Consider the following 20,108-nt stretch of genomic DNA (forward strand, 5'->3'; position numbering starts at 1 on the left):
TGTGTTGTGCAACAGCCAGAAAGACAAAACCCCTACCTGCATACGCAGATAGGGGTTTCGGAATTTAATCTTGACGATGACCTACTCTCACATGGGGAAACCCCACACTACCATCGGCGATGCATCGTTTCACTGCTGAGTTCGGGATGGGATCAGGTGGTTCCAATGCTCTATGGTCGTCAAGAAATTCTGTTGCCAGAAGGTCTTGTTTAAGACACTCCAGCGAATCGGGTATGTGATGTTTGTGAGTTACAAATTCTCGGCTGTGCAGTCTTCACAACACCGCAATCTGGCCTTTCGACGCAAATTGCTTGGGTGTTATATGGTCAAGCCTCACGGGCAATTAGTATTGGTTAGCTCAACGCCTCACAGCGCTTACACACCCAACCTATCAACGTCGTAGTCTTCGACGGCCCTTCAGGGAGCTCAAGGCTCCAGTGAGATCTCATCTTGAGGCAAGTTTCCCGCTTAGATGCTTTCAGCGGTTATCTCTTCCGAACATAGCTACCCGGCAATGCCACTGGCGTGACAACCGGAACACCAGAGGTTCGTCCACTCCGGTCCTCTCGTACTAGGAGCAGCCCCTCTCAAATCTCAAACGTCCACGGCAGATAGGGACCGAACTGTCTCACGACGTTCTAAACCCAGCTCGCGTACCACTTTAAATGGCGAACAGCCATACCCTTGGGACCGGCTTCAGCCCCAGGATGTGATGAGCCGACATCGAGGTGCCAAACACCGCCGTCGATATGAACTCTTGGGCGGTATCAGCCTGTTATCCCCGGAGTACCTTTTATCCGTTGAGCGATGGCCCTTCCATACAGAACCACCGGATCACTAAGACCTACTTTCGTACCTGCTCGACGTGTCTGTCTCGCAGTCAAGCGCGCTTTTGCCTTTATACTCTACGACCGATTTCCGACCGGTCTGAGCGCACCTTCGTACTCCTCCGTTACTCTTTAGGAGGAGACCGCCCCAGTCAAACTACCCACCATACACTGTCCTCGATCCGGATAACGGACCTGAGTTAGAACCTCAAAGTTGCCAGGGTGGTATTTCAAGGATGGCTCCACGCGAACTGGCGTCCACGCTTCAAAGCCTCCCACCTATCCTACACAAGCAAATTCAAAGTCCAGTGCAAAGCTATAGTAAAGGTTCACGGGGTCTTTCCGTCTAGCCGCGGATACACTGCATCTTCACAGCGATTTCAATTTCACTGAGTCTCGGGTGGAGACAGCGCCGCCATCGTTACGCCATTCGTGCAGGTCGGAACTTACCCGACAAGGAATTTCGCTACCTTAGGACCGTTATAGTTACGGCCGCCGTTTACCGGGGCTTCGATCAAGAGCTTCGCGTTAGCTAACCCCATCAATTAACCTTCCGGCACCGGGCAGGCGTCACACCCTATACGTCCACTTTCGTGTTTGCAGAGTGCTGTGTTTTTAATAAACAGTCGCAGCGGCCTGGTATCTTCGACCGGCATGAGCTTACGGAGCAAGTCCTTCACCCTCACCGGCGCACCTTCTCCCGAAGTTACGGTGCCATTTTGCCTAGTTCCTTCACCCGAGTTCTCTCAAGCGCCTTGGTATTCTCTACCCAACCACCTGTGTCGGTTTGGGGTACGGTTCCTGGTTACCTGAAGCTTAGAAGCTTTTCTTGGAAGCATGGCATCAACCACTTCGTCGCCTAATGGCAACTCGTCATCAGCTCTCGGCCTTAAGATCCCGGATTTACCTAAGATCTCAGCCTACCACCTTAAACTTGGACAACCAACGCCAAGCTGGCCTAGCCTTCTCCGTCCCTCCATCGCAATAACCAGAAGTACAGGAATATTAACCTGTTTTCCATCGACTACGCTTTTCAGCCTCGCCTTAGGGACCGACTAACCCTGCGTCGATTAACGTTGCGCAGGAAACCTTGGTCTTTCGGCGTGGGAGTTTTTCACTCCCATTGTCGTTACTCATGTCAGCATTCGCACTTCTGATACCTCCAGCAAGCTTCTCAACTCACCTTCACAGGCTTACAGAACGCTCCTCTACCGCGTCACCTAAGTGACACCCGTAGCTTCGGTGTATGGTTTGAGCCCCGTTACATCTTCCGCGCAGGCCGACTCGACTAGTGAGCTATTACGCTTTCTTTAAAGGGTGGCTGCTTCTAAGCCAACCTCCTAGCTGTCTAAGCCTTCCCACATCGTTTCCCACTTAACCATAACTTTGGGACCTTAGCTGACGGTCTGGGTTGTTTCCCTTTTCACGACGGACGTTAGCACCCGCCGTGTGTCTCCCATGCTCGGCACTTGTAGGTATTCGGAGTTTGCATCGGTTTGGTAAGTCGGGATGACCCCCTAGCCGAAACAGTGCTCTACCCCCTACAGTGATACATGAGGCGCTACCTAAATAGCTTTCGAGGAGAACCAGCTATCTCCGAGCTTGATTAGCCTTTCACTCCGATCCACAGGTCATCCGCTAACTTTTCAACGGTAGTCGGTTCGGTCCTCCAGTCAGTGTTACCTAACCTTCAACCTGCCCATGGATAGATCGCCCGGTTTCGGGTCTATACCCAGCGACTAAACGCGCTATTAACACTCGCTTTCGCTACGCCTCCCCTATTCGGTTAAGCTCGCCACTGAATATAAGTCGCTGACCCATTATACAAAAGGTACGCAGTCACCTAACAAAGTAGGCTCCCACTGCTTGTACGCATACGGTTTCAGGATCTATTTCACTCCCCTCTCCGGGGTTCTTTTCGCCTTTCCCTCACGGTACTGGTTCACTATCGGTCAGTCAGTAGTATTTAGCCTTGGAGGATGGTCCCCCCATATTCAGACAAAGTTTCTCGTGCTCCGTCCTACTCGATTTCATGACTAAGAGATTTTCGCGTACAGGGCTATCACCCACTATGGCCGCACTTTCCAGAGCGTTCCGCTAATCTCAAAGCCACTTAAGGGCTAGTCCCCGTTCGCTCGCCACTACTAAGGGAATCTCGGTTGATTTCTTTTCCTCAGGGTACTTAGATGTTTCAGTTCCCCTGGTTCGCCTCTTGCACCTATGTATTCAGTACAAGATACTCAGCTTATGCTGAGTGGGTTCCCCCATTCAGAGATCTCCGGATCAAAGTCTGTTTGCCGACTCCCCGAAGCTTATCGCAGGCTACCACGTCTTTCATCGCCTCTGACTGCCAAGGCATCCACCGTATGCGCTTCTTCACTTGACCATATAACCCCAAGCAATCTGGTTATACTGTGAAGACAACATTCGCCGAAAATTTGTAATGATTCACAAATTTTACCTTAGCCTGAACATACACCAGTGAAAGTGCTGTCCAGTCTATCTTTCTATCACATACCCAAATTTTTAAAGAACGATTCTGAAAAAGTTCAGAAATCAATATTCGATGCGAATATTCATTTCTAAGCTTTGACACGGTAGCAAGGGGTGGTGGAGCCAAGCGGGATCGAACCGCTGACCTCCTGCGTGCAAGGCAGGCGCTCTCCCAGCTGAGCTATGGCCCCAACAAGAAACTGGTGGGTCTGGGCAGATTCGAACTGCCGACCTCACCCTTATCAGGGGTGCGCTCTAACCAACTGAGCTACAGACCCAGTTAAGAGCTGTTACCGATATCGTCTTCTTCAATGAATCAAGCAATTCGTGTGGGAGCTCATAAGACAGCTGATGTCTGTCGATTAAGGAGGTGATCCAGCCGCAGGTTCCCCTACGGCTACCTTGTTACGACTTCACCCCAGTCATGAATCACACCGTGGTAACCGTCCTCCCGAAGGTTAGACTAGCTACTTCTGGTGCAACCCACTCCCATGGTGTGACGGGCGGTGTGTACAAGGCCCGGGAACGTATTCACCGCGACATTCTGATTCGCGATTACTAGCGATTCCGACTTCACGCAGTCGAGTTGCAGACTGCGATCCGGACTACGATCGGTTTTGTGAGATTAGCTCCACCTCGCGGCTTGGCAACCCTCTGTACCGACCATTGTAGCACGTGTGTAGCCCAGGCCGTAAGGGCCATGATGACTTGACGTCATCCCCACCTTCCTCCGGTTTGTCACCGGCAGTCTCCTTAGAGTGCCCACCATAACGTGCTGGTAACTAAGGACAAGGGTTGCGCTCGTTACGGGACTTAACCCAACATCTCACGACACGAGCTGACGACAGCCATGCAGCACCTGTGTCAGAGTTCCCGAAGGCACCAATCCATCTCTGGAAAGTTCTCTGCATGTCAAGGCCTGGTAAGGTTCTTCGCGTTGCTTCGAATTAAACCACATGCTCCACCGCTTGTGCGGGCCCCCGTCAATTCATTTGAGTTTTAACCTTGCGGCCGTACTCCCCAGGCGGTCAACTTAATGCGTTAGCTGCGCCACTAAAATCTCAAGGATTCCAACGGCTAGTTGACATCGTTTACGGCGTGGACTACCAGGGTATCTAATCCTGTTTGCTCCCCACGCTTTCGCACCTCAGTGTCAGTATGAGCCCAGGTGGTCGCCTTCGCCACTGGTGTTCCTTCCTATATCTACGCATTTCACCGCTACACAGGAAATTCCACCACCCTCTGCCCTACTCTAGCTTGCCAGTTTTGGATGCAGTTCCCAGGTTGAGCCCGGGGATTTCACATTCAACTTAACAAACCACCTACGCGCGCTTTACGCCCAGTAATTCCGATTAACGCTTGCACCCTCTGTATTACCGCGGCTGCTGGCACAGAGTTAGCCGGTGCTTATTCTGTCGGTAACGTCAAAATACTCACGTATTAGGTAAGTACCCTTCCTCCCAACTTAAAGTGCTTTACAATCCGAAGACCTTCTTCACACACGCGGCATGGCTGGATCAGGCTTTCGCCCATTGTCCAATATTCCCCACTGCTGCCTCCCGTAGGAGTCTGGACCGTGTCTCAGTTCCAGTGTGACTGATCATCCTCTCAGACCAGTTACGGATCGTCGCCTTGGTGAGCCATTACCTCACCAACTAGCTAATCCGACCTAGGCTCATCTGATAGCGCAAGGCCCGAAGGTCCCCTGCTTTCTCCCGTAGGACGTATGCGGTATTAGCGTTCCTTTCGAAACGTTGTCCCCCACTACCAGGCAGATTCCTAGGTATTACTCACCCGTCCGCCGCTGAATCGAAGAGCAAGCTCTTCTCATCCGCTCGACTTGCATGTGTTAGGCCTGCCGCCAGCGTTCAATCTGAGCCATGATCAAACTCTTCAGTTCAATACTGCTTGGGTTTTGAGAAAACCCTAAACTTGGCTCAGCAATCTCAAATGACTTACTTTCAAAATCTTTCGATTTTTCGTGTAGCCACTTGTGATGCTGATAATCTTTTTGACTATCAGTCTGAGCTCACAAGCACCCACACGAATTGCTTGATTCAGTTGTTAAAGAGCGGTTGGTTAAGAGCTTTTCGTCTCAACCGAGGCGCGCATTCTACGCTTTCCTCAGAGCCTGTCAAGCGTTTATTTTGAAGTTTTTCAGAATTTCTCTTTCAACTTCAACCACTTGACTCGCTGCAATCTCTCGTCAGCGGGAGGCGAATTCTACAGCGTTTCAAACCGCTGTCAACTGCCTTTTTCACCGCTGTCGATCTTTCGATCGAAGCCCTTCCGGATGACCCTGGAACCGCTAACTCTTTGAAACTAAAGGAGTTTTTAGTTCCGACTGCGCCGGAAGTGGGGCGAATTATAGACACATCTGCAGGGGCGTCAAGGACTTATTTCAACTTTGTTTCAGAAGTGACGTTTTAGCTATAAGCCACAAGCTTCAAGCTGCAAGTAAAAGCGCTAGCACCGCGCTCAACTTGCAGCTTGCAGCTACCCGCCCTTAAAGGCTCGGGAAGGCAAACTGCGACGCTTCATGGCTGGCACGCTGCGGCCAGCGCTGGGTAATCGCTTTGCGGCGAGTGTAGAAACGCACACCATCCGGGCCATAGGCATGCAGGTCGCCGAACAGCGAGCGCTTCCAGCCACCGAAGCTGTGGTAAGCCACCGGTACCGGCAACGGGACGTTAACGCCGACCATGCCCACTTCGATCTCGTCGCAGAACAGGCGCGCCGCTTCACCGTCACGGGTGAAGATGCAGGTACCGTTGCCGTATTCGTGTTCGTTGATCAGGCGCATGGCCTCTTCCAGGCTGTCCACGCGCACCACGCACAGTACCGGCCCGAAGATCTCTTCTTTATAGATGCGCATCTCGGTCGTCACGCGGTCGAACAACGTACCGCCGACAAAGTAGCCGTCTTCGTTACCGGCAACCCGGTAGCCACGACCGTCGACTACCAGTTGCGCACCGGCAGCGACGCCATCGTCGATGTAGCCAACCACCTTGTCACGGGCTGCGGCGGTCACCAGCGGGCCCATGTCCAGGCCGCAGGAGGTACCGGCGCCAATCTTCAGTGCCTTGATTTGCGGTTCGAGCTTGGCGATCAGTGCATCGGCCACCTGGTCGCCAACGCACACAGCCACCGAGATGGCCATGCAACGCTCGCCGCAGGAACCATAGGCTGCGCCCATCAGCGCGCTGACGGCATTGTCCAGATCGGCATCAGGCATCAGTACTGCATGGTTCTTCGCCCCGCCCAGTGCCTGGACGCGTTTGCCGCGTTTGGTGCCTTCGGCATAGATGTACTCGGCGATCGGCGTCGACCCGACAAAACTCAGGGCCTTGACCTCTGGCGCCTCGATCAGGGCATCAACCGCTTCCTTGTCGCCGTGCACCACGTTGAGCACGCCTTTAGGCAGGCCGGCTTCGTGCAGCAGCTGGGCGATCAGCAGGGTCGAGCTCGGGTCACGTTCCGACGGCTTGAGGATGAAGCAGTTACCGCAGGCAATGGCCAGTGGATACATCCACAGTGGCACCATGGCCGGGAAGTTGAACGGGGTGATACCGGCCACCACGCCCAGCGGCTGGAAGTCGGACCAGGCATCGATGTTCGGGCCGACGTTGCGGCTGTACTCGCCCTTGAGCACTTCCGGGGCGGCGCAGGCAAACTCGACGTTCTCGATACCGCGCTTGAGTTCACCGGCGGCGTCTTCCACGGTCTTGCCGTGCTCTTCGCTGATCAGTTGCGAGATACGCGCTTCGTTCTGCTCCAGCAGTTGCTTGAAGCGGAACATCACCTGGGCACGTTTGGCCGGTGGCGTGTTGCGCCAGGCCGGGAAGGCGGCCTTGGCCGAGTCGATGGCCTGCTGCACGGTTTGCTTGCTGGCCAGGGCGACCTTGTGGATAGCCTGGCCAGTAGACGGGTTGAAGACATCGGCGGTGCGCGTGTCGGCAGCAACCAGTTCGCCGTTGATCAGGTGTTGAACAGTGCTCATGCAGAACTCCAGAAAGAGGGTATGCCTGGGCGCGAAATCACTCGCGCCCGCTTCTTATATATAGAGGGACAATCAATCGACCTGGTTGATGGCCTCGCCGACCGCATCGAACAGACGATCCAGTTCCTGCGGCTGGCTGTTGAAGGTTGGGCCGAACTGCAGGGTGTCACCGCCGAAGCGCACATAGAAGCCGGCTTTCCACAGCTTCATGGCGATCTCGTACGGACGCACGATTGCATCGCCGTCACGGGCGGCAATCTGGATCGCACCGGCCAGGCCGTAGTTACGGATGTCGATGATGTTCTTCGCGCCCTTGACCCCGTGCAGCACCTTCTCGAAGTGCGGTGACAGTTCGGCAGCCGACTGCACCAGGTTTTCCTTCTCCAGCAGGTCCAGCGCAGCGATACCGGCGGCGCAGGCAACCGGGTGCGCCGAGTAAGTGTAGCCGTGGGGGAATTCCACCGCGTATTCCGGGGTCGGCTGGTTCATGAAGGTCTGGTAGATCTCGCTGCTGGCGATCACCGCGCCCATCGGGATGGCGCCGTTGGTGACCTGTTTGGCGATGCACATCAGGTCCGGGGTCACGCCGAAGGCATCGGCACCGAACATCGAACCCATGCGGCCGAAGCCGGTAATGACTTCGTCGAAGATCAGCAGGATGTTGTGCTGGTCGCAGATTTCCCGCAGGCGTTTCAAGTAGCCCTTGGGTGGCGGCAGCACGCCGGCGGAACCGGCCAGCGGCTCGACGATCAGCGCGGCGATGTTCGAGGCATCGTGCAGCTCGATCAGCTTGAGCATTTCATCGGCCAGGGCGATACCGCCCTCTTCCGGCATGCCCTTGGTGAAAGCATTGCCAGGCAGCAGGGTGTGCGGAATGTGATCGACGTCGAGCAACTGGCCGAACAGCTTGCGGTTACCGTTGACGCCACCCAGGCTGGTGCCGGCGATGTTAACCCCGTGATAGCCACGGGCACGGCCGATCAGCTTGGTCTTGGTAGCCTGGCCCTTGAGGCGCCAGTAGGCACGGACCATCTTCACCGCGGTGTCTGCGCACTCGGAACCGGAGTTGGTATAAAAGACGTGATTGAGGTTGCCTGGGGTCAGGTCGGTGATCTTCTCGGCCAGCTGGAACGACAGCGGGTGACCGAACTGGAAGGCCGGCGAATAATCGAGCACGCCCAACTGGCGCGATACCGCCTCCTGGATCTGCTTGCGGGTGTGACCGGCACCGCAGGTCCACAGGCCGGACAACGCGTCATAGATCTTGCGACCCTTGTCGTCGGTCAGGTAGCTGCCTTCGGCGGCGACGATCAGCCGTGGATCGCGCTGAAAATTGCGGTTGGCGGTATAGGGCATCCAGTGGGCGTCCAGCTTGAGCTGGCTGGCCAGACCGACAGGAGCGTTTTCAGGCAGATTCATCGGACAAGTCCTCGCAAGGCAATTGGGCAGCGACAAGTGTTGTTGCGCTAAATTGGCATGAGCATAAGGTTTGGAAAATCTGGCTTTTACGATCCTTAGTTTCAATATTACTAAACATTTTACACCTAGCTTCACGATGCCAGGCCTGCCGCCTGAGCAAAGCGTGAAACTGACCCGAAGCATCATCGAGCAGGCGTTACCACACCTCGGCACCCTGCTGTTCCACCTCGAGGTGTTTGTCGACGGCGACGACCTCATCGTCTGCAAAATCGCCTGCCGCCTTGGAGGCTGCAGCGTCAATCAGGAGTTGACCGAAGCCTATGGGTTGAATCCGCGCCTGGCCCTGATCGATGCCGAACGTGGCGGTAAGTCAGCGTCGTTAACCTCGTTGCTGCCACCGCGCCACTTGCTGGGTCAACTAAACGTACCGCCGCGTAACGGCAAGCTGATCGACTTCCCGGCATCCATCGACTTGCCCTTCATTCGCTATTGCTCGGTCACGGCCGAAAAGGGCACGGACCATTGCGCAATGAAAATGACCAACGGCGAAATCGTCTCGGCGATTGTCGAGGGCAACAGTGAGAAGGAAGTCCGCGACCATCTCACGCAACTCGACAGCTGGGTCAGGGATACCCTCGTCTGGGCGTAAGCCAGCATCCCTTCGAACAACGACACCAGGCATCGCCAACCAACTCATGCCGGGTATCGGACACCGACTGAAGGACACCCCGACAGCCGGTCTTTGTCACCTGCCATGACCTGGCAGGTCGACGGTGCGAGCGATGTTCGACGAAGAACTGCAAGCGCAGGGCATCGACACCACCCTCGATGACCTCATGCGCGATCACACCCAGGCCTCGGTGGCCCGCGAGGATATCTACTCGGTGTTCTCTTCGACCAACCTGATCGTGCCGATGATCTGGAACCTGCTCTCCGCGCGCGAAAGGAAAGTATTCGTAGGACGCTTCCGGGGTGCCTGGAGGCAACTGCGGGTTCCCATCCCCAAGGAAAACTGGATCAAGACTCACCAGCACATGCATTGCGGACGCTTGGCTTGTCGAACCGGATTGGCCGATATCAGCGTAGCAGCAGGTGGCTTCCTGGCTCGCGGGCGTGATTTCAATTGCCGGCTCTCCGATGTCGTCAATGCCACGGGCGCTAGCGATGCGATGCAAGGTGCGCTCTATAAAAATCTGGCTGCTTGCGGTATCTGTATTGAGCATCAGTACGGCGGGATCGATGTGCGCTATGACGATTGTCGCGTCATCAACCACCAGGGCCCGTCTACTATCTTTGCCATTGGCGCTCCGACCACGGGCGTGTTCTATGCCGTCAGCAATATCGACGTCCTGCAGATGCAGGCTGAAACCATCTACCGCAACCTTCGTGCATTGAGCACCTGAACCTATGAAAACCTTCGTGTGTTTGCTGATCGCTGCCGTGACGGGCGCTGCCTTGCAGTACGCAGGTGTCCCCCACGGCCTGCTGCTGGGCTCGATAGCGGCGACGGCAATTGTCGTCAGCAGGTTCAATGTGGCGCCGCGGCTGCGCTTTGGCCTGGTCTATGTGCAAATCGCCTTGGGCATTGCCACCGGACTGATGTTCGAGGCGTGGGACAACCAGACGGTGGCGACCATGCTGCCGAGCCTCGGTTTGTTGCTCCTGTGCCTGACAACGCAGATTGTCGTGGCTGCCCTGTGGTTGCAGAAAGTCTCGGTGTGGAACCGCAAGGATTCACTACTGGCTGTCTACCCGGGCGCCTTGGCAGCGGTGTTCGATCTGCTTGAGTCTGAACGTGCATCCAGCAAAGTGATCGTTGTCCACCTGGTGCGACTGCTGTCGATCACATTGCTGGTGAGTCTGTGTATACCGGCAAGTGCCGGAGCGCCTACAAGCGCGGACAGTCCATTGACCTTCATGACAGTACTTACTCTGCTGTCGCTGATCGTGCTGTGCATTGCGCTTGGCCGCCTGCTGTTGAAAGTCGGTGTGCCTGCCCCTTTCATGCTGACAGCGATCATCGCCTCGGGGATCTATGTAAAGCTGGGGCTGCTGCATGCTTTCCATATGCCGCAGTGGAGCGTCGATGCTGCAGCCCTGATCCTCGGTGTGCTGATTGGCGCCAGGTTCAGGGAAATCAGCCTGAAGGAGCTGCTCCGCCATGGCCGCGCCGGGCTGATGTCCGTGGGCCTGATGCTGCTGGTCGCCGCAGCCTTTGCCGGGGTGGCCGCCAAGGTGCTGGACAGCGATCCGTTCACCTTGTGGCTGGCCTACATGCCCGGCGCCATCGAGACCATTGCCATCGTCGCCTTCAGCGGCGGGCTGAATGTGGTATTCATCCTGACACATCACCTGCTGCGGATGGTCGTACTGCACTTTGCCCCAGCCCTGCTCGTCCAGGCTCGCCGCTGGCGCGAGAATGTCTGATCAGCGTATGTTGTGTGCCTTTCATGTTCCTGAACGCAAGGGCATCGCGTGAAACGTCCACAACCTCTGGCCCAGGTCAGCGATTTCGATATCCGCCTGTTGAAGATCTACCGCAGCGTGGTGGAGTGCGGCGGCTTCTCGGCCGCCGAGAACGTCCTGGGCATCGGTCGCTCGGCCATCAGCCAGCAGATGAGCGACCTTGAACAGCGCCTGGGGTTGCGCCTGTGCCAGCGCGGGCGCGCCGGTTTTTCGCTGACCGAGGAAGGCCGCGAGGTGTATCAGTCGGCGTTGCAGTTGCTCAGCGCCCTGGAAAGCTTTCGCACCGAAGTCAACGGCCTGCACCAGCATTTGCGCGGCGAACTGAACATCGGCCTGACCGACAACCTGGTGACCCTGCCGCACATGCGCATTACCCATGCCCTGGCCCAGCTCAAGGACCGTGGCCCGGACGTGCGTATCCAGATCCGTATGATCGCCCCCAGCCAGGTCGAACAAGGCGTGCTCGATGGCAGCCTGCACGTTGGCGTGGTACCGCAGACCAGCCCGCTGTCGGGCCTTGAGTACCAACCGCTGTACAGCGAACGCTCGCTGCTCTACTGCGCGGTCGGCCACCCGCTGTTTTATGCCGACGATGGCCAACTCGATGACGAGCGCCTCAATAGCCAGGACGCCATTGCCCCGACCTTCCGCCTGCCCGCCGATATCCAGGCCCATTACCAGGCGCTCAACTGCACCGCCAGCGCCTCGGACCGCGAAGGCATGGCCTTCCTGATCCTGACTGGGCGCTATATCGGCTACCTGCCCGACCATTACGCATCCTTCTGGGTGCAACAAGGCCGCCTGCGTGCACTCAAGCCCGTCGAACGCTTCTATGACCTGAGCCTGTGCTGGGTGACGCGCAAAGGCCGACGCCCGCACCTGGTGCTGGAAAGCTTCCTCGAAAGCCTGGCGGCTACTCGCTGAGGGCTAATGCTGGTAGGTTAGCCAGTCATAAGAGATACCCACTGCCTTGTCTGGAACCGTTCATGACCTTTGAAGTCCCTGCGCATCGCCTCCAAGCCTCGGGCAAGCCCGCCGGCCGCATTCGCCAGAAGAACGAGCAGGCCATCATCCAGGCCGCCGAGGACGAATTCGCCCGCCACGGTTTCAAGGGCACCAGCATGAACACCATCGCCCTCAAGGCCGGGTTGCCCAAGGCCAACCTGCACTATTACTTCACCAACAAGCTTGGCCTGTATGTAGCGGTGCTGAGCAACATCATCGAACTGTGGGACAGCACTTTCAACGCCCTGACCGTCGACGATGACCCGGCCCAGGCGTTGAGCAGCTACATCCGCACCAAGATGGAGTTCTCCCGGCGCAACCCGCAGGCCTCGCGGATCTTCGCCATGGAGATCATCAGCGGCGGGCAGTGCCTGAGCGACTATTTCAGCGAAGACTACCGCGCCTGGTTCAAGGGCCGGGCCGCGGTGTTCCAGGCCTGGATCGACGCCGGCAAGATGGACCCGGTCGACCCGGTACACTTGATCTTCCTGCTCTGGGGCAGTACCCAGCACTATGCCGACTTCGCCACCCAGATCTGCCAGGTCACCGGCCGCAGCCGCCTGACCAAGCAGGACATGGAAGATGCCAGCAACAATCTTATCCACATCATTCTCAAAGGCTGTGGCCTGACACCTCGCGACTGAATCTGCCTTATGCCTTTTACCCTGCTCGACACCTGCGAGTTTCGCGAAGAAATTCGCAAGAGCCGTTTCATCACCCTGGCTGCGCCGATCAGCAGCCCGGCCGAAGCCATGAGCTTCATCGAAAGCCATAGCGATCTCGCCGCCACCCACAACTGCTGGGCCTGGAAACTCGGCGCGCAATACCGCAGCAGCGACGACGGCGAACCCGGCGGCACCGCTGGGCGGCCAATCCTGGCGGCCATCGAAGCCCAGGATTGCGATCAGGTGGTGGTGCTGGTGATCCGCTGGTACGGCGGCATCCAGTTGGGTACCGGTGGCCTTGCCCGCGCTTATGGCGGTGGCGCCAACAAGTGCCTGCAGCAGGCAGAAAAACGCTTGCTGGTCAGCCGCAGCGAGCTGACCTGCAGTTGCAGCTTCAGCGAACTGGCGCTGCTCAAATTGCGTGTTGCCGAGGCCGACGGCCTGGTCCTGGACGAACAGTTCACCGCCAATGGCGTCGACCTGCGCCTGGCCTTGGGCGAGGAGCAGATCGAATCGCTGCAGCGCCAGCTGGCCGACCTCAGCCGCGGGCGGATCCTGCTGGAACGCGCCTGAACATTTGCCCACATTCACTGTGGGCCCGGCTGTGGATAAGCTCTGGGCATTCGCCTGCGAGCCTTTAACCACGGGGCCTGCAGAAGAACGATCATATTTTGATCAAGATTTGATGACAGCGCTTGAACTGCCGAAAAATCAGCGAGTTATCCCCAGTTATTACGGCTGAAAGCTGCCACTGACCGGCTTATACCCAACCTGCGCGCTTGCACACAAATACTGTGGAGCAAGCTGTGGATAAGCCGTGCACCCCTGCGCCAACGGCTTATACCGCCGAGCGCAAAGGCAATTGATCATTTTTCAACCAGACACTTGTGCGCCGTGGCGAACCGGCAACAGTTGCAGCAGCATCCACAGCAGCTCCAGTACCAGGATCCCCCACAGCAAGGGTGTGGCGCCGTGGACCAGGGCATAGCCCTGCCAGGTGGCAAACAGCAGGCGCCCGAGCGCGTCGTAACGGCCAAACTGCACCTGCGGATCACGGATGCGCAATACCGACCAGACACAGACGATCGAACCCATCAGGTTGGCCAGCAGCACATGCATGGGCGCAAAGTCCGGTACCTCGCCAGCCAGGCCCCAGTGCTGATGAAGCTGCCCGAGCAAGCCATAGACAAAAGCGAAGCTCCAGGGCGTGACAAAGGCCGCAGTGACGATCAGGTCATACCAGCCACTGGCGCGCACCAGCTTGCGATAGGCAGCGTTGCTCCACATGTTCCTGCTCCTTGCATTGAATGAAGGCAGCAGGCTAAAGCCTGGAGTATGCTCCAAGGTCAAGCCTGCGCTTCAAGAAGCCCGTCGTGCGTATCGGTGAACTTGCCCAAGCCTGCGGCGTCAGCCGTGACACCCCTGCGCTTGGGCTTCAGCCTCACGGAAATCGGCCAAAGCGTGGCCGAACTGTGGCAGGCCCGCGATCCGGACACAGCGGTAGCCCGCCTGCTGCAAGACAAGCTGGCGCTGGTCGAAGCCTGTATCGAAGAACTGGGCCAGTTGCGCCTGGAGCTGCAGCAACGCTTGAAACAATCCTGCCCTCTGCGCGCTGTCGGCGCCTGAACCCTCGAAAGGAGTCTTGCATGTCCACGAACAAAACCGCCCTGATCATTGGCGCCTCGCGCGGCCTGGGCCTTGGTCTGGTGCAACGCCTGGTGGAAGACGGCTGGAATGTGGTCGCCACGGTGCGCGACCCGGCCAAAGCGCACGACCTGGCAGCAGTGTCGGGCGTACAGGTTGAAACCCTGGAAATGAACAGTGGCAGCCAACTCGATGCCCTCCAGCAACGCTTGAAGGGGCAGGTGTTTGACCTGCTGTTCGTCAATGCCGGGGTCATGGGCCCGGGCGATCAGAACCCCGAAGGCGCGCAATTGGCCGACGTTGGCGACCTGTTCCTGACCAATGCCGTGTCGCCCATTCGTGTCGCCCAGCGCTTGGCCCCACAACTGCGCGAAGACGGCGTGCTGGCGTTCATGAGTTCGATCCTCGGCAGCGTCGCCATTCCCGACGGCAGCGAGATGTGCCTGTACAAAGCCAGCAAGGCGGCGTTGAACTCGATGATCAACAGTTTCGTCACCCTGCAACAACCGCCGCAAACCGTCCTGGCCATGCACCCGGGCTGGGTGAAAACCGACATGGGCGGCGAAAACGCCGAGATCGATGTACTGACCAGCACCCGCGGCATGCTTAAGCAAATCAAGGCCAACGCCGGCAAAGGCGGCCTGCAGTTCATCAATTACAAAGGCGAAAGCCTGATCTGGTGAAACCCCGCGCGGTGGGTGTAGACTCGACGCCTCGCCCACCGCGGCGGACCTGGATCAGCAGACAGGGCAACACTGAGCTGGCTAACCTGAACCCACTTTCAGAGGAGCCGGCACCATGCCTGCGACCCGCATCTGGTTGAAAAACCCCCTGGCCATCTTCACTTCCAACACCCTCGACGCCCGTGGCGGCCTGGTGATCGAAGACGGCTGTATCCAGGAAGTTCTCGCCCTTGGCCAAAGCCCGGCCAGCCCCTGTGGACAAGTCTTCGATGCCCGCGAACACGTGGTGCTGCCGGGACTTATCAACACCCACCACCACTTCTACCAGACCCTGACCCGCGCCTGGGCGCCGGTGGTCAACCAGCCGTTGTTCCCCTGGTTGAAAACCCTGTACCCGGTCTGGGCCCGGCTGACCCCGGCCAAGCTTGAGCTGGCGACCCGCGTGGCCCTGGCCGAGCTGCTGCTGTCGGGCTGCACCACCGCCGCCGACCACCATTACTTGTTCCCCGATGGCCTGGAAAACGCCATCGACGTACAAGTCGAAGCGGTACGCAAACTGGGTATGCGCGCCATGCTCACCCGCGGTTCCATGAGCCTGGGCGAAGCCGACGGCGGCCTGCCGCCGCAGCAGACAGTGCAGCAGGGTGAAGTGATCCTGGCCGACAGCCAGCGACTTATCCACAGCTACCACGAGCGCGGCGAAGGCGCGCAGATCCAGATTGCCCTGGCGCCCTGCTCGCCGTTCTCGGTTACCCCAGAGATCATGCGCGCCAGCGCGGACCTGGCAGTGGAGCTGGACGTGCGCCTGCATACCCACTTGGCCGAAACCCTCGACGAAGAAGACTTCTGCCTGCAGCGCTTCGGCCTGCGAACGGTTGATTACCTCGACAGCGTCGGCTGGCTTGGCCCGCGTACCTGGCTGGCCCATGGCATCCATTTCAACCCGGACGAGATCGCCCGCCTAGGCGCCGCCGGCACCGGCATCTGCCATTGCCCGAGCTCGAACATGCGCCTGGCCTCGGGCATCTGCCCGACCCTTGAGCTGACCGAGGCCGGTGCGCCAGTGGGCCTGGGCGTGGACGGTTCGGCCTCCAACGATGCATCGAACATGATCCTCGAAGCGCGCCAGGCCCTGTACCTGCAACGGCTACGCTATGGCGCCGAAGCGATCACTCCGGAACGGGTACTGGGCTGGGCCACCCGCGGTTCGGCGCAGTTGCTCGGGCGCACCGACATCGGCGAGCTGGCGGTGGGCAAGCAGGCCGACCTGGCCCTGTTCAAACTCGACGAGCTGCGTTTCTCTGGCAGCCACGATCCGCTTTCGGCCTTGTTGCTGTGCGGCGCCGACCGCGCTGACCGGGTCATGGTCGGTGGCCAGTGGCGGGTAACGGATGGTCAGATTGAAGGCCTGGACGTTCAGCAACTGATTGCCGACCACCGTCAGGCCGCCGCCCAGTTGATCGCTGGCTGAAGGCTCAAAGGCCGAGCAATGCCAGCATGATGAAGGTGGCGAACAACACGAAGTGGGTCATGCCCTCGATCGCGTTGGTTTCGCCATCATTGAGGTTGATCGCACTGACGATCAGGGTGATGAAAACCATCACCGTCTGCACCGGGGTCATGGCCATCTGAAATGGCTGGCCGGTGTAGAGCGCCATCGCCTCCATCAGCGGAACGGTCAATATCACCGTGGACAGCGACGCGCCCAGGGCGATATTGACCACCGACTGCATGCGATTGGCCAACGCCGCGCGCAAGGCAGTCAGAATCTCCGGGGCGGCGGAAATTGCCGCCACCACGATGGCCATCAGTACCGGTGGCGCGCCGCTGCCTTCGAGGCCGTAATCGAGGGTGTGCGACATGACTTCGGCAAGCAGGCCGATGATCACCACGCCGCTGACCAGAATGGCGATCGACCGTACTTTATTCACAGGTGCCGCCGCACCACCCTGCGGATCGCGGCGCTTTTTCTGTGGATAACTGTAACTGAAGAAGTAACTGTGCGGCCCGACCTGCATGCGCAGGAACAAGGCATAGAGCACCACCATTGCGGCGATGGTGAACCCCGAGTAGAGCTTCCAGTCGGCACGCGGAATGAACTCCGGCACCACCATCGACACGCCCATGGCGGTCATGATCATCACGCTGTAGGTGCGCGCCGAATCGTCGTTGTACGACTGTTCGCCATGTTTGAGCCCGCCCATCAGCGCGGCCAGGCCGAGAATGCCATTGATGTCGAGCATCACTGCCGAATAGATGGTGTCCCGCACCAGCGTCGGCGAAGCCTGGTTGCTCATCATGATCGCCAGGATCAGCACCTCGACCATTACCGCCGACAGGGTAAGGATCATGGTGCCGTAGGGGTCGCCAACTTTTTCCGCGAGCAGTTCGGCATGCTGCGCCACGCGCATCGAGGCGCAGATGATCGCGACCACCAGCACCACCCCGGCGAGCAGCGCCACGCCATGGCCATGACCGAGCAGTAGGCCCTGTAGCGGCCAGGCCAGCGCGGCCAGCAGCACCGCGAGCAGCAAGGGCTTTTCCTGATTCAGTAGTCCGAGCATCGGCGGCCCTGCGCAGGTGGGTACTGGCTAGTGACTGTAGTCACTGTAGAAGGTTTCCCGGGGTTACCGCCCGGTCAGCTTTCTCCGCGTGGACAGCGCAACCTCTGTAGAATGGCGCCAACCGCACCTGATGAGATTCCACCACTATGTACGACTGGCTTAACGCTCTGCCCAAGGCAGAATTACACCTGCACCTGGAAGGATCGCTGGAGCCCGAGTTGCTGTTCGCCCTGGCCGAGCGCAACAAGATCGCCCTGCCCTGGAACGATGTCGAAGCCCTGCGCGGCGCCTACGCATTCAACAACCTGCAGGAATTTCTCGACCTCTACTACCAGGGCGCCGACGTACTGCGCACCGAGCAGGACTTCTACGACCTGACCTGGGCCTACCTGCTGCGCTGCAAAGCGCAGAACGTGATTCACACCGAGCCGTTCTTTGACCCGCAGACTCACACCGATCGCGGTATTCCCTTCGAAGTGGTGCTCAACGGCATCAGCGGCGCACTCAAGGATGGCCAGCAACAACTGGGCATCAGCAGCGGCCTGATCCTCAGCTTCCTGCGCCACCTCAGCGAAGAAGAAGCACACAAGACCCTCGACCAGGCCCTGCCGTTTCGTGATGCCTTCATCGCCGTCGGCCTCGACAGCTCGGAAATGGGCCATCCGCCGAGCAAGTTCCAGCGCGTGTTCGACCGCGCCCGCAGCGAAGGCTTCCTGACCGTTGCCCACGCCGGCGAAGAAGGACCGCCCGAGTACATCTGGGAAGCCCTCGACCTGCTCAAGATCCAGCGGATCGACCACGGCGTGCGCGCCATCGAAGACGAACGCCTGATGCAGCGGATCATCGACGAGCAGATCCCGCTGACCGTCTGCCCGCTGTCCAACACCAAGCTGTGCGTGTTCGACCACATGCGTCAGCACAACATCCTCGACATGCTCGAGCGTGGCGTGAAGGTCACGGTCAACTCCGATGACCCGGCGTACTTCGGTGGTTACGTCACCGAGAACTTCCAGGCCCTGCATGAACACCTGGGCATGACCCAGGACCAGGCCCGGCGCCTGGCGCAGAACAGCCTGGATGCGCGGTTGGTCAAAGCGTGACAGCGAGTTGGTGGGAGCGGATGCATCCGCTCCCACGCCCTGGAACACACTCCTTAAAGCGCCCTTAGAGTGAGCGGCAAACGCTCCAGGCGCTGCGTGCCAATCAGCCTGCGGTCTTCAGCACCGGGCGTTCAGCGATGCGGTTGATATGCGCCAACCCCGTCGCGCTGATCTGCAACATGCGTGAGGTTTCACTTTCACGTATCCAGCCAGATTGCAGGAACAGCTTGAGCAGGCTGCTGCCCAACGCGCCGCCCAGGTGTGGACGATGGTCGCTCCATTCGCTGCAGCAACGGCAACTGCTGAAGCTTCGGCGCTGATGCTGGGCCAGGGCATCGATGAAAATACCGTAAGCGGCAAACTGCATACGGCCTTGCTGAGTCACTTCGAGATTGTGCTCGCTGCCTTCCAGCCAGCCGGCGTCAAACAGCCGTTGGTAGAGGTCCGCCGCCAGCTCACCGCCCAAGTGATCACCACACAGCCGTGCCCGGCGCATTGACAGTGGAATTCCGCCCAGCTCTTGCTCGCGACTGTCTGCGGGGGTGTTGACCTGAACGCTTGCCAGCGCTTCGACCGCCGCGCCAACCTCTGGCGCAGCCAGCCTGAAATAGCGTTTGCGCCCCCGCGGTTCCAGCTTCAGCAAGCCACTGGCCGACAGCCTGGCCAGGTGCGCACAAGCTGAAGAAGGGGTGAGCCCAGCCAGGCTCGCCAGCTCATCGGAAGGACGTGCCATGCCATCGATCAACGCCCAGAGCATTGCACTGCGTTTCGGGTCGGCCAACAAGCTGGCGATCTGGCTGATACTTGTTACTGGTTTCATATCTCAACTCCCTGCGAGATCATGTCTGATATCGATTGATTAACCATGTCGGCAGCATTTACTGCGAGGTGTCCGATGCCAGAAAGGCAGGAAGTGAAAGTTATCAAGTCGTCGTGATCCTCCTGCAACACGAACATACAAAAGTTATTCAAGCTACTTGCGGTCGAACACCTCACAGGCAGTCAGCCCGGGCCAGCGCCAGGCGATGTCTGAGTGAGAGGCAACACTTGCCGACCTGGACATGGAAGTATCTCTCGCTGGAAATGACTGCTGGATCCATTATAAGCCGCGTTGCGCGAACATAATCCGCCGAATCCCCATGGTATGAACAACCTCAGCAGGGGCCGCGCGGCGCGGCGCTCAGGATACGTTTGGACACTTACACCCCAACCCCCATGTTACATATCTTGCTCGCAACTTCC

The 20,108-nt window shown here is 58.4% G+C and carries 14 protein-coding genes, 2 tRNA genes, 3 rRNA genes and 1 pseudogene; 10 read left to right on the plus strand and 10 right to left on the minus strand.

The features are described from left to right. Positions 1-68: 68 nt before the first annotated feature. The 7 genes from rrf to F8N82_RS21660 all read right to left on the minus strand — a co-directional run bounded on the left by rrf (position 69) and on the right by F8N82_RS21660 (position 8,739). A 5S ribosomal RNA gene (gene rrf / locus F8N82_RS21630) occupies positions 69-184 on the minus strand. Positions 185-322: 138 nt separating this feature from the next. After that, positions 323-3,213, minus strand: a 23S ribosomal RNA gene (locus F8N82_RS21635). A gap of 222 nt (positions 3,214-3,435) precedes the next feature. Continuing rightward, positions 3,436-3,511, minus strand: a tRNA-Ala gene (locus F8N82_RS21640). A 10-nt stretch (positions 3,512-3,521) separates the two neighbouring features. Further along, positions 3,522-3,598, minus strand: a tRNA-Ile gene (locus tag F8N82_RS21645). 85 nt (positions 3,599-3,683) lie between these two features. Then, positions 3,684-5,220: ribosomal RNA gene (locus F8N82_RS21650) — 16S ribosomal RNA — on the minus strand. The 16S, 23S and 5S rRNA genes sit together here with 2 tRNA genes alongside, the layout of an rRNA operon. Positions 5,221-5,826: 606 nt before the next feature. Beyond that, positions 5,827-7,320 (minus strand): CoA-acylating methylmalonate-semialdehyde dehydrogenase, encoded by a 1,494-nt coding sequence (locus F8N82_RS21655; protein ID WP_038997312.1) that lies wholly within the window; start codon positions 7,318-7,320, stop codon positions 5,827-5,829. A 72-nt stretch (positions 7,321-7,392) separates the two neighbouring features. Further along, positions 7,393-8,739: an aspartate aminotransferase family protein gene (locus F8N82_RS21660; RefSeq protein ID WP_038997314.1), complete on the minus strand. Its 1,347-nt coding sequence runs from the start codon at positions 8,737-8,739 to the stop codon at positions 7,393-7,395. Between the two features lie 70 nt (positions 8,740-8,809). On the opposite strand from F8N82_RS21660, the gene F8N82_RS21665 reads away from it, so the two are divergent. The 6 genes from F8N82_RS21665 (at position 8,810) to F8N82_RS21690 (ending at position 13,448) form a co-directional block, all read left to right on the plus strand. After that, the gene (locus tag F8N82_RS21665) at positions 8,810-9,388 is read left to right on the plus strand and encodes a hypothetical protein (protein WP_150777035.1); all 579 of its coding nucleotides are present in this window, start codon (positions 8,810-8,812) and stop codon (positions 9,386-9,388) included. Positions 9,389-9,521: 133 nt separating this feature from the next. Continuing rightward, positions 9,522-10,142, plus strand: a complete 621-nt coding sequence (locus tag F8N82_RS21670; protein ID WP_038997316.1) for a hypothetical protein — start codon at positions 9,522-9,524, stop codon at positions 10,140-10,142. Positions 10,143-10,146: 4 nt separating this feature from the next. Then, positions 10,147-11,166: an AbrB family transcriptional regulator gene (locus tag F8N82_RS21675; protein ID WP_038997317.1), complete on the plus strand. Its 1,020-nt coding sequence runs from the start codon at positions 10,147-10,149 to the stop codon at positions 11,164-11,166. Between the two features lie 48 nt (positions 11,167-11,214). Then, a complete protein-coding gene (locus F8N82_RS21680) occupies positions 11,215-12,129 on the plus strand; it encodes a LysR family transcriptional regulator (RefSeq protein WP_038997318.1) in 915 nt (304 codons plus the stop codon). 62 nt (positions 12,130-12,191) lie between these two features. Further along, positions 12,192-12,854, plus strand: coding sequence for a TetR/AcrR family transcriptional regulator (locus tag F8N82_RS21685; RefSeq protein ID WP_038997319.1), 663 nt, complete (start codon positions 12,192-12,194; stop codon positions 12,852-12,854). A 9-nt stretch (positions 12,855-12,863) separates the two neighbouring features. Further along, a complete protein-coding gene (locus F8N82_RS21690; protein ID WP_038997320.1) occupies positions 12,864-13,448 on the plus strand; it encodes an IMPACT family protein in 585 nt (194 codons plus the stop codon). A gap of 300 nt (positions 13,449-13,748) precedes the next feature. On the opposite strand, the gene F8N82_RS21695 is transcribed toward F8N82_RS21690, so the two are convergent. Beyond that, a complete protein-coding gene (locus tag F8N82_RS21695; RefSeq protein ID WP_038997321.1) occupies positions 13,749-14,162 on the minus strand; it encodes a hypothetical protein in 414 nt (137 codons plus the stop codon). Positions 14,163-14,291: 129 nt separating this feature from the next. On the opposite strand from F8N82_RS21695, the pseudogene F8N82_RS21700 reads away from it, so the two are divergent. The 3 genes and pseudogenes from F8N82_RS21700 to F8N82_RS21710 all read left to right on the plus strand — a co-directional run. Then, positions 14,292-14,501: pseudogene (locus F8N82_RS21700) on the plus strand (MerR family DNA-binding protein); the annotation flags it as partial. A 20-nt stretch (positions 14,502-14,521) separates the two neighbouring features. Beyond that, the gene (locus tag F8N82_RS21705; RefSeq protein WP_038997322.1) at positions 14,522-15,202 is read left to right on the plus strand and encodes an SDR family oxidoreductase; all 681 of its coding nucleotides are present in this window, start codon (positions 14,522-14,524) and stop codon (positions 15,200-15,202) included. Positions 15,203-15,317: 115 nt separating this feature from the next. After that, positions 15,318-16,673 (plus strand): 8-oxoguanine deaminase, encoded by a 1,356-nt coding sequence (locus F8N82_RS21710; protein WP_038997324.1) that lies wholly within the window; start codon positions 15,318-15,320, stop codon positions 16,671-16,673. Positions 16,674-16,677: 4 nt separating this feature from the next. Here F8N82_RS21710 and F8N82_RS21715 read toward each other — a convergent pair whose 3' ends face one another. Continuing rightward, positions 16,678-17,766 (minus strand): calcium:proton antiporter, encoded by a 1,089-nt coding sequence (locus F8N82_RS21715; RefSeq protein ID WP_038997326.1) that lies wholly within the window; start codon positions 17,764-17,766, stop codon positions 16,678-16,680. Between the two features lie 146 nt (positions 17,767-17,912). Here F8N82_RS21715 and F8N82_RS21720 point away from each other — a divergent pair, with 146 nt between their 5' ends. Beyond that, complete coding sequence (locus F8N82_RS21720; RefSeq protein ID WP_038997327.1) at positions 17,913-18,866, plus strand: adenosine deaminase; 954 nt, start codon at positions 17,913-17,915, stop codon at positions 18,864-18,866. Positions 18,867-18,969: 103 nt separating this feature from the next. Here F8N82_RS21720 and F8N82_RS21725 read toward each other — a convergent pair whose 3' ends face one another. Then, positions 18,970-19,686 carry an ArsR/SmtB family transcription factor gene (locus F8N82_RS21725; protein ID WP_038997328.1) on the minus strand — a complete coding sequence of 239 codons (717 nt, stop codon included), beginning with the start codon at positions 19,684-19,686 and terminating at the stop codon, positions 18,970-18,972. Positions 19,687-20,108 lie beyond the last annotated feature (422 nt).

The organism is Pseudomonas fluorescens (assembly GCF_902497775.2).
In the GTDB taxonomy this organism is placed as follows: Bacteria; Pseudomonadota; Gammaproteobacteria; order Pseudomonadales; family Pseudomonadaceae; genus Aquipseudomonas; species Aquipseudomonas putida_F.

What these genes read in the sequence shown, in the direction of transcription:
- F8N82_RS21655 (WP_038997312.1), bottom strand. Translation starts at nt 7,320, where the DNA reads ATGAGCACTGTTCAACACCTGATCAACGGCGAACTGGTTGCTGCCGAC.
- F8N82_RS21660 (WP_038997314.1), bottom strand. Translation starts at nt 8,739, where the DNA reads ATGAATCTGCCTGAAAACGCTCCTGTCGGTCTGGCCAGCCAGCTCAAG.
- F8N82_RS21670 (WP_038997316.1), top strand. Translation starts at nt 9,522, where the DNA reads ATGTTCGACGAAGAACTGCAAGCGCAGGGCATCGACACCACCCTCGAT.
- F8N82_RS21675 (WP_038997317.1), top strand. Translation starts at nt 10,147, where the DNA reads ATGAAAACCTTCGTGTGTTTGCTGATCGCTGCCGTGACGGGCGCTGCC.
- F8N82_RS21685 (WP_038997319.1), top strand. Translation starts at nt 12,192, where the DNA reads ATGACCTTTGAAGTCCCTGCGCATCGCCTCCAAGCCTCGGGCAAGCCC.
- F8N82_RS21690 (WP_038997320.1), top strand. Translation starts at nt 12,864, where the DNA reads ATGCCTTTTACCCTGCTCGACACCTGCGAGTTTCGCGAAGAAATTCGC.
- F8N82_RS21695 (WP_038997321.1), bottom strand. Translation starts at nt 14,162, where the DNA reads ATGTGGAGCAACGCTGCCTATCGCAAGCTGGTGCGCGCCAGTGGCTGG.
- F8N82_RS21705 (WP_038997322.1), top strand. Translation starts at nt 14,522, where the DNA reads ATGTCCACGAACAAAACCGCCCTGATCATTGGCGCCTCGCGCGGCCTG.
- F8N82_RS21710 (WP_038997324.1), top strand. Translation starts at nt 15,318, where the DNA reads ATGCCTGCGACCCGCATCTGGTTGAAAAACCCCCTGGCCATCTTCACT.
- F8N82_RS21715 (WP_038997326.1), bottom strand. Translation starts at nt 17,766, where the DNA reads ATGCTCGGACTACTGAATCAGGAAAAGCCCTTGCTGCTCGCGGTGCTG.
- F8N82_RS21720 (WP_038997327.1), top strand. Translation starts at nt 17,913, where the DNA reads ATGTACGACTGGCTTAACGCTCTGCCCAAGGCAGAATTACACCTGCAC.
- F8N82_RS21725 (WP_038997328.1), bottom strand. Translation starts at nt 19,686, where the DNA reads ATGAAACCAGTAACAAGTATCAGCCAGATCGCCAGCTTGTTGGCCGAC.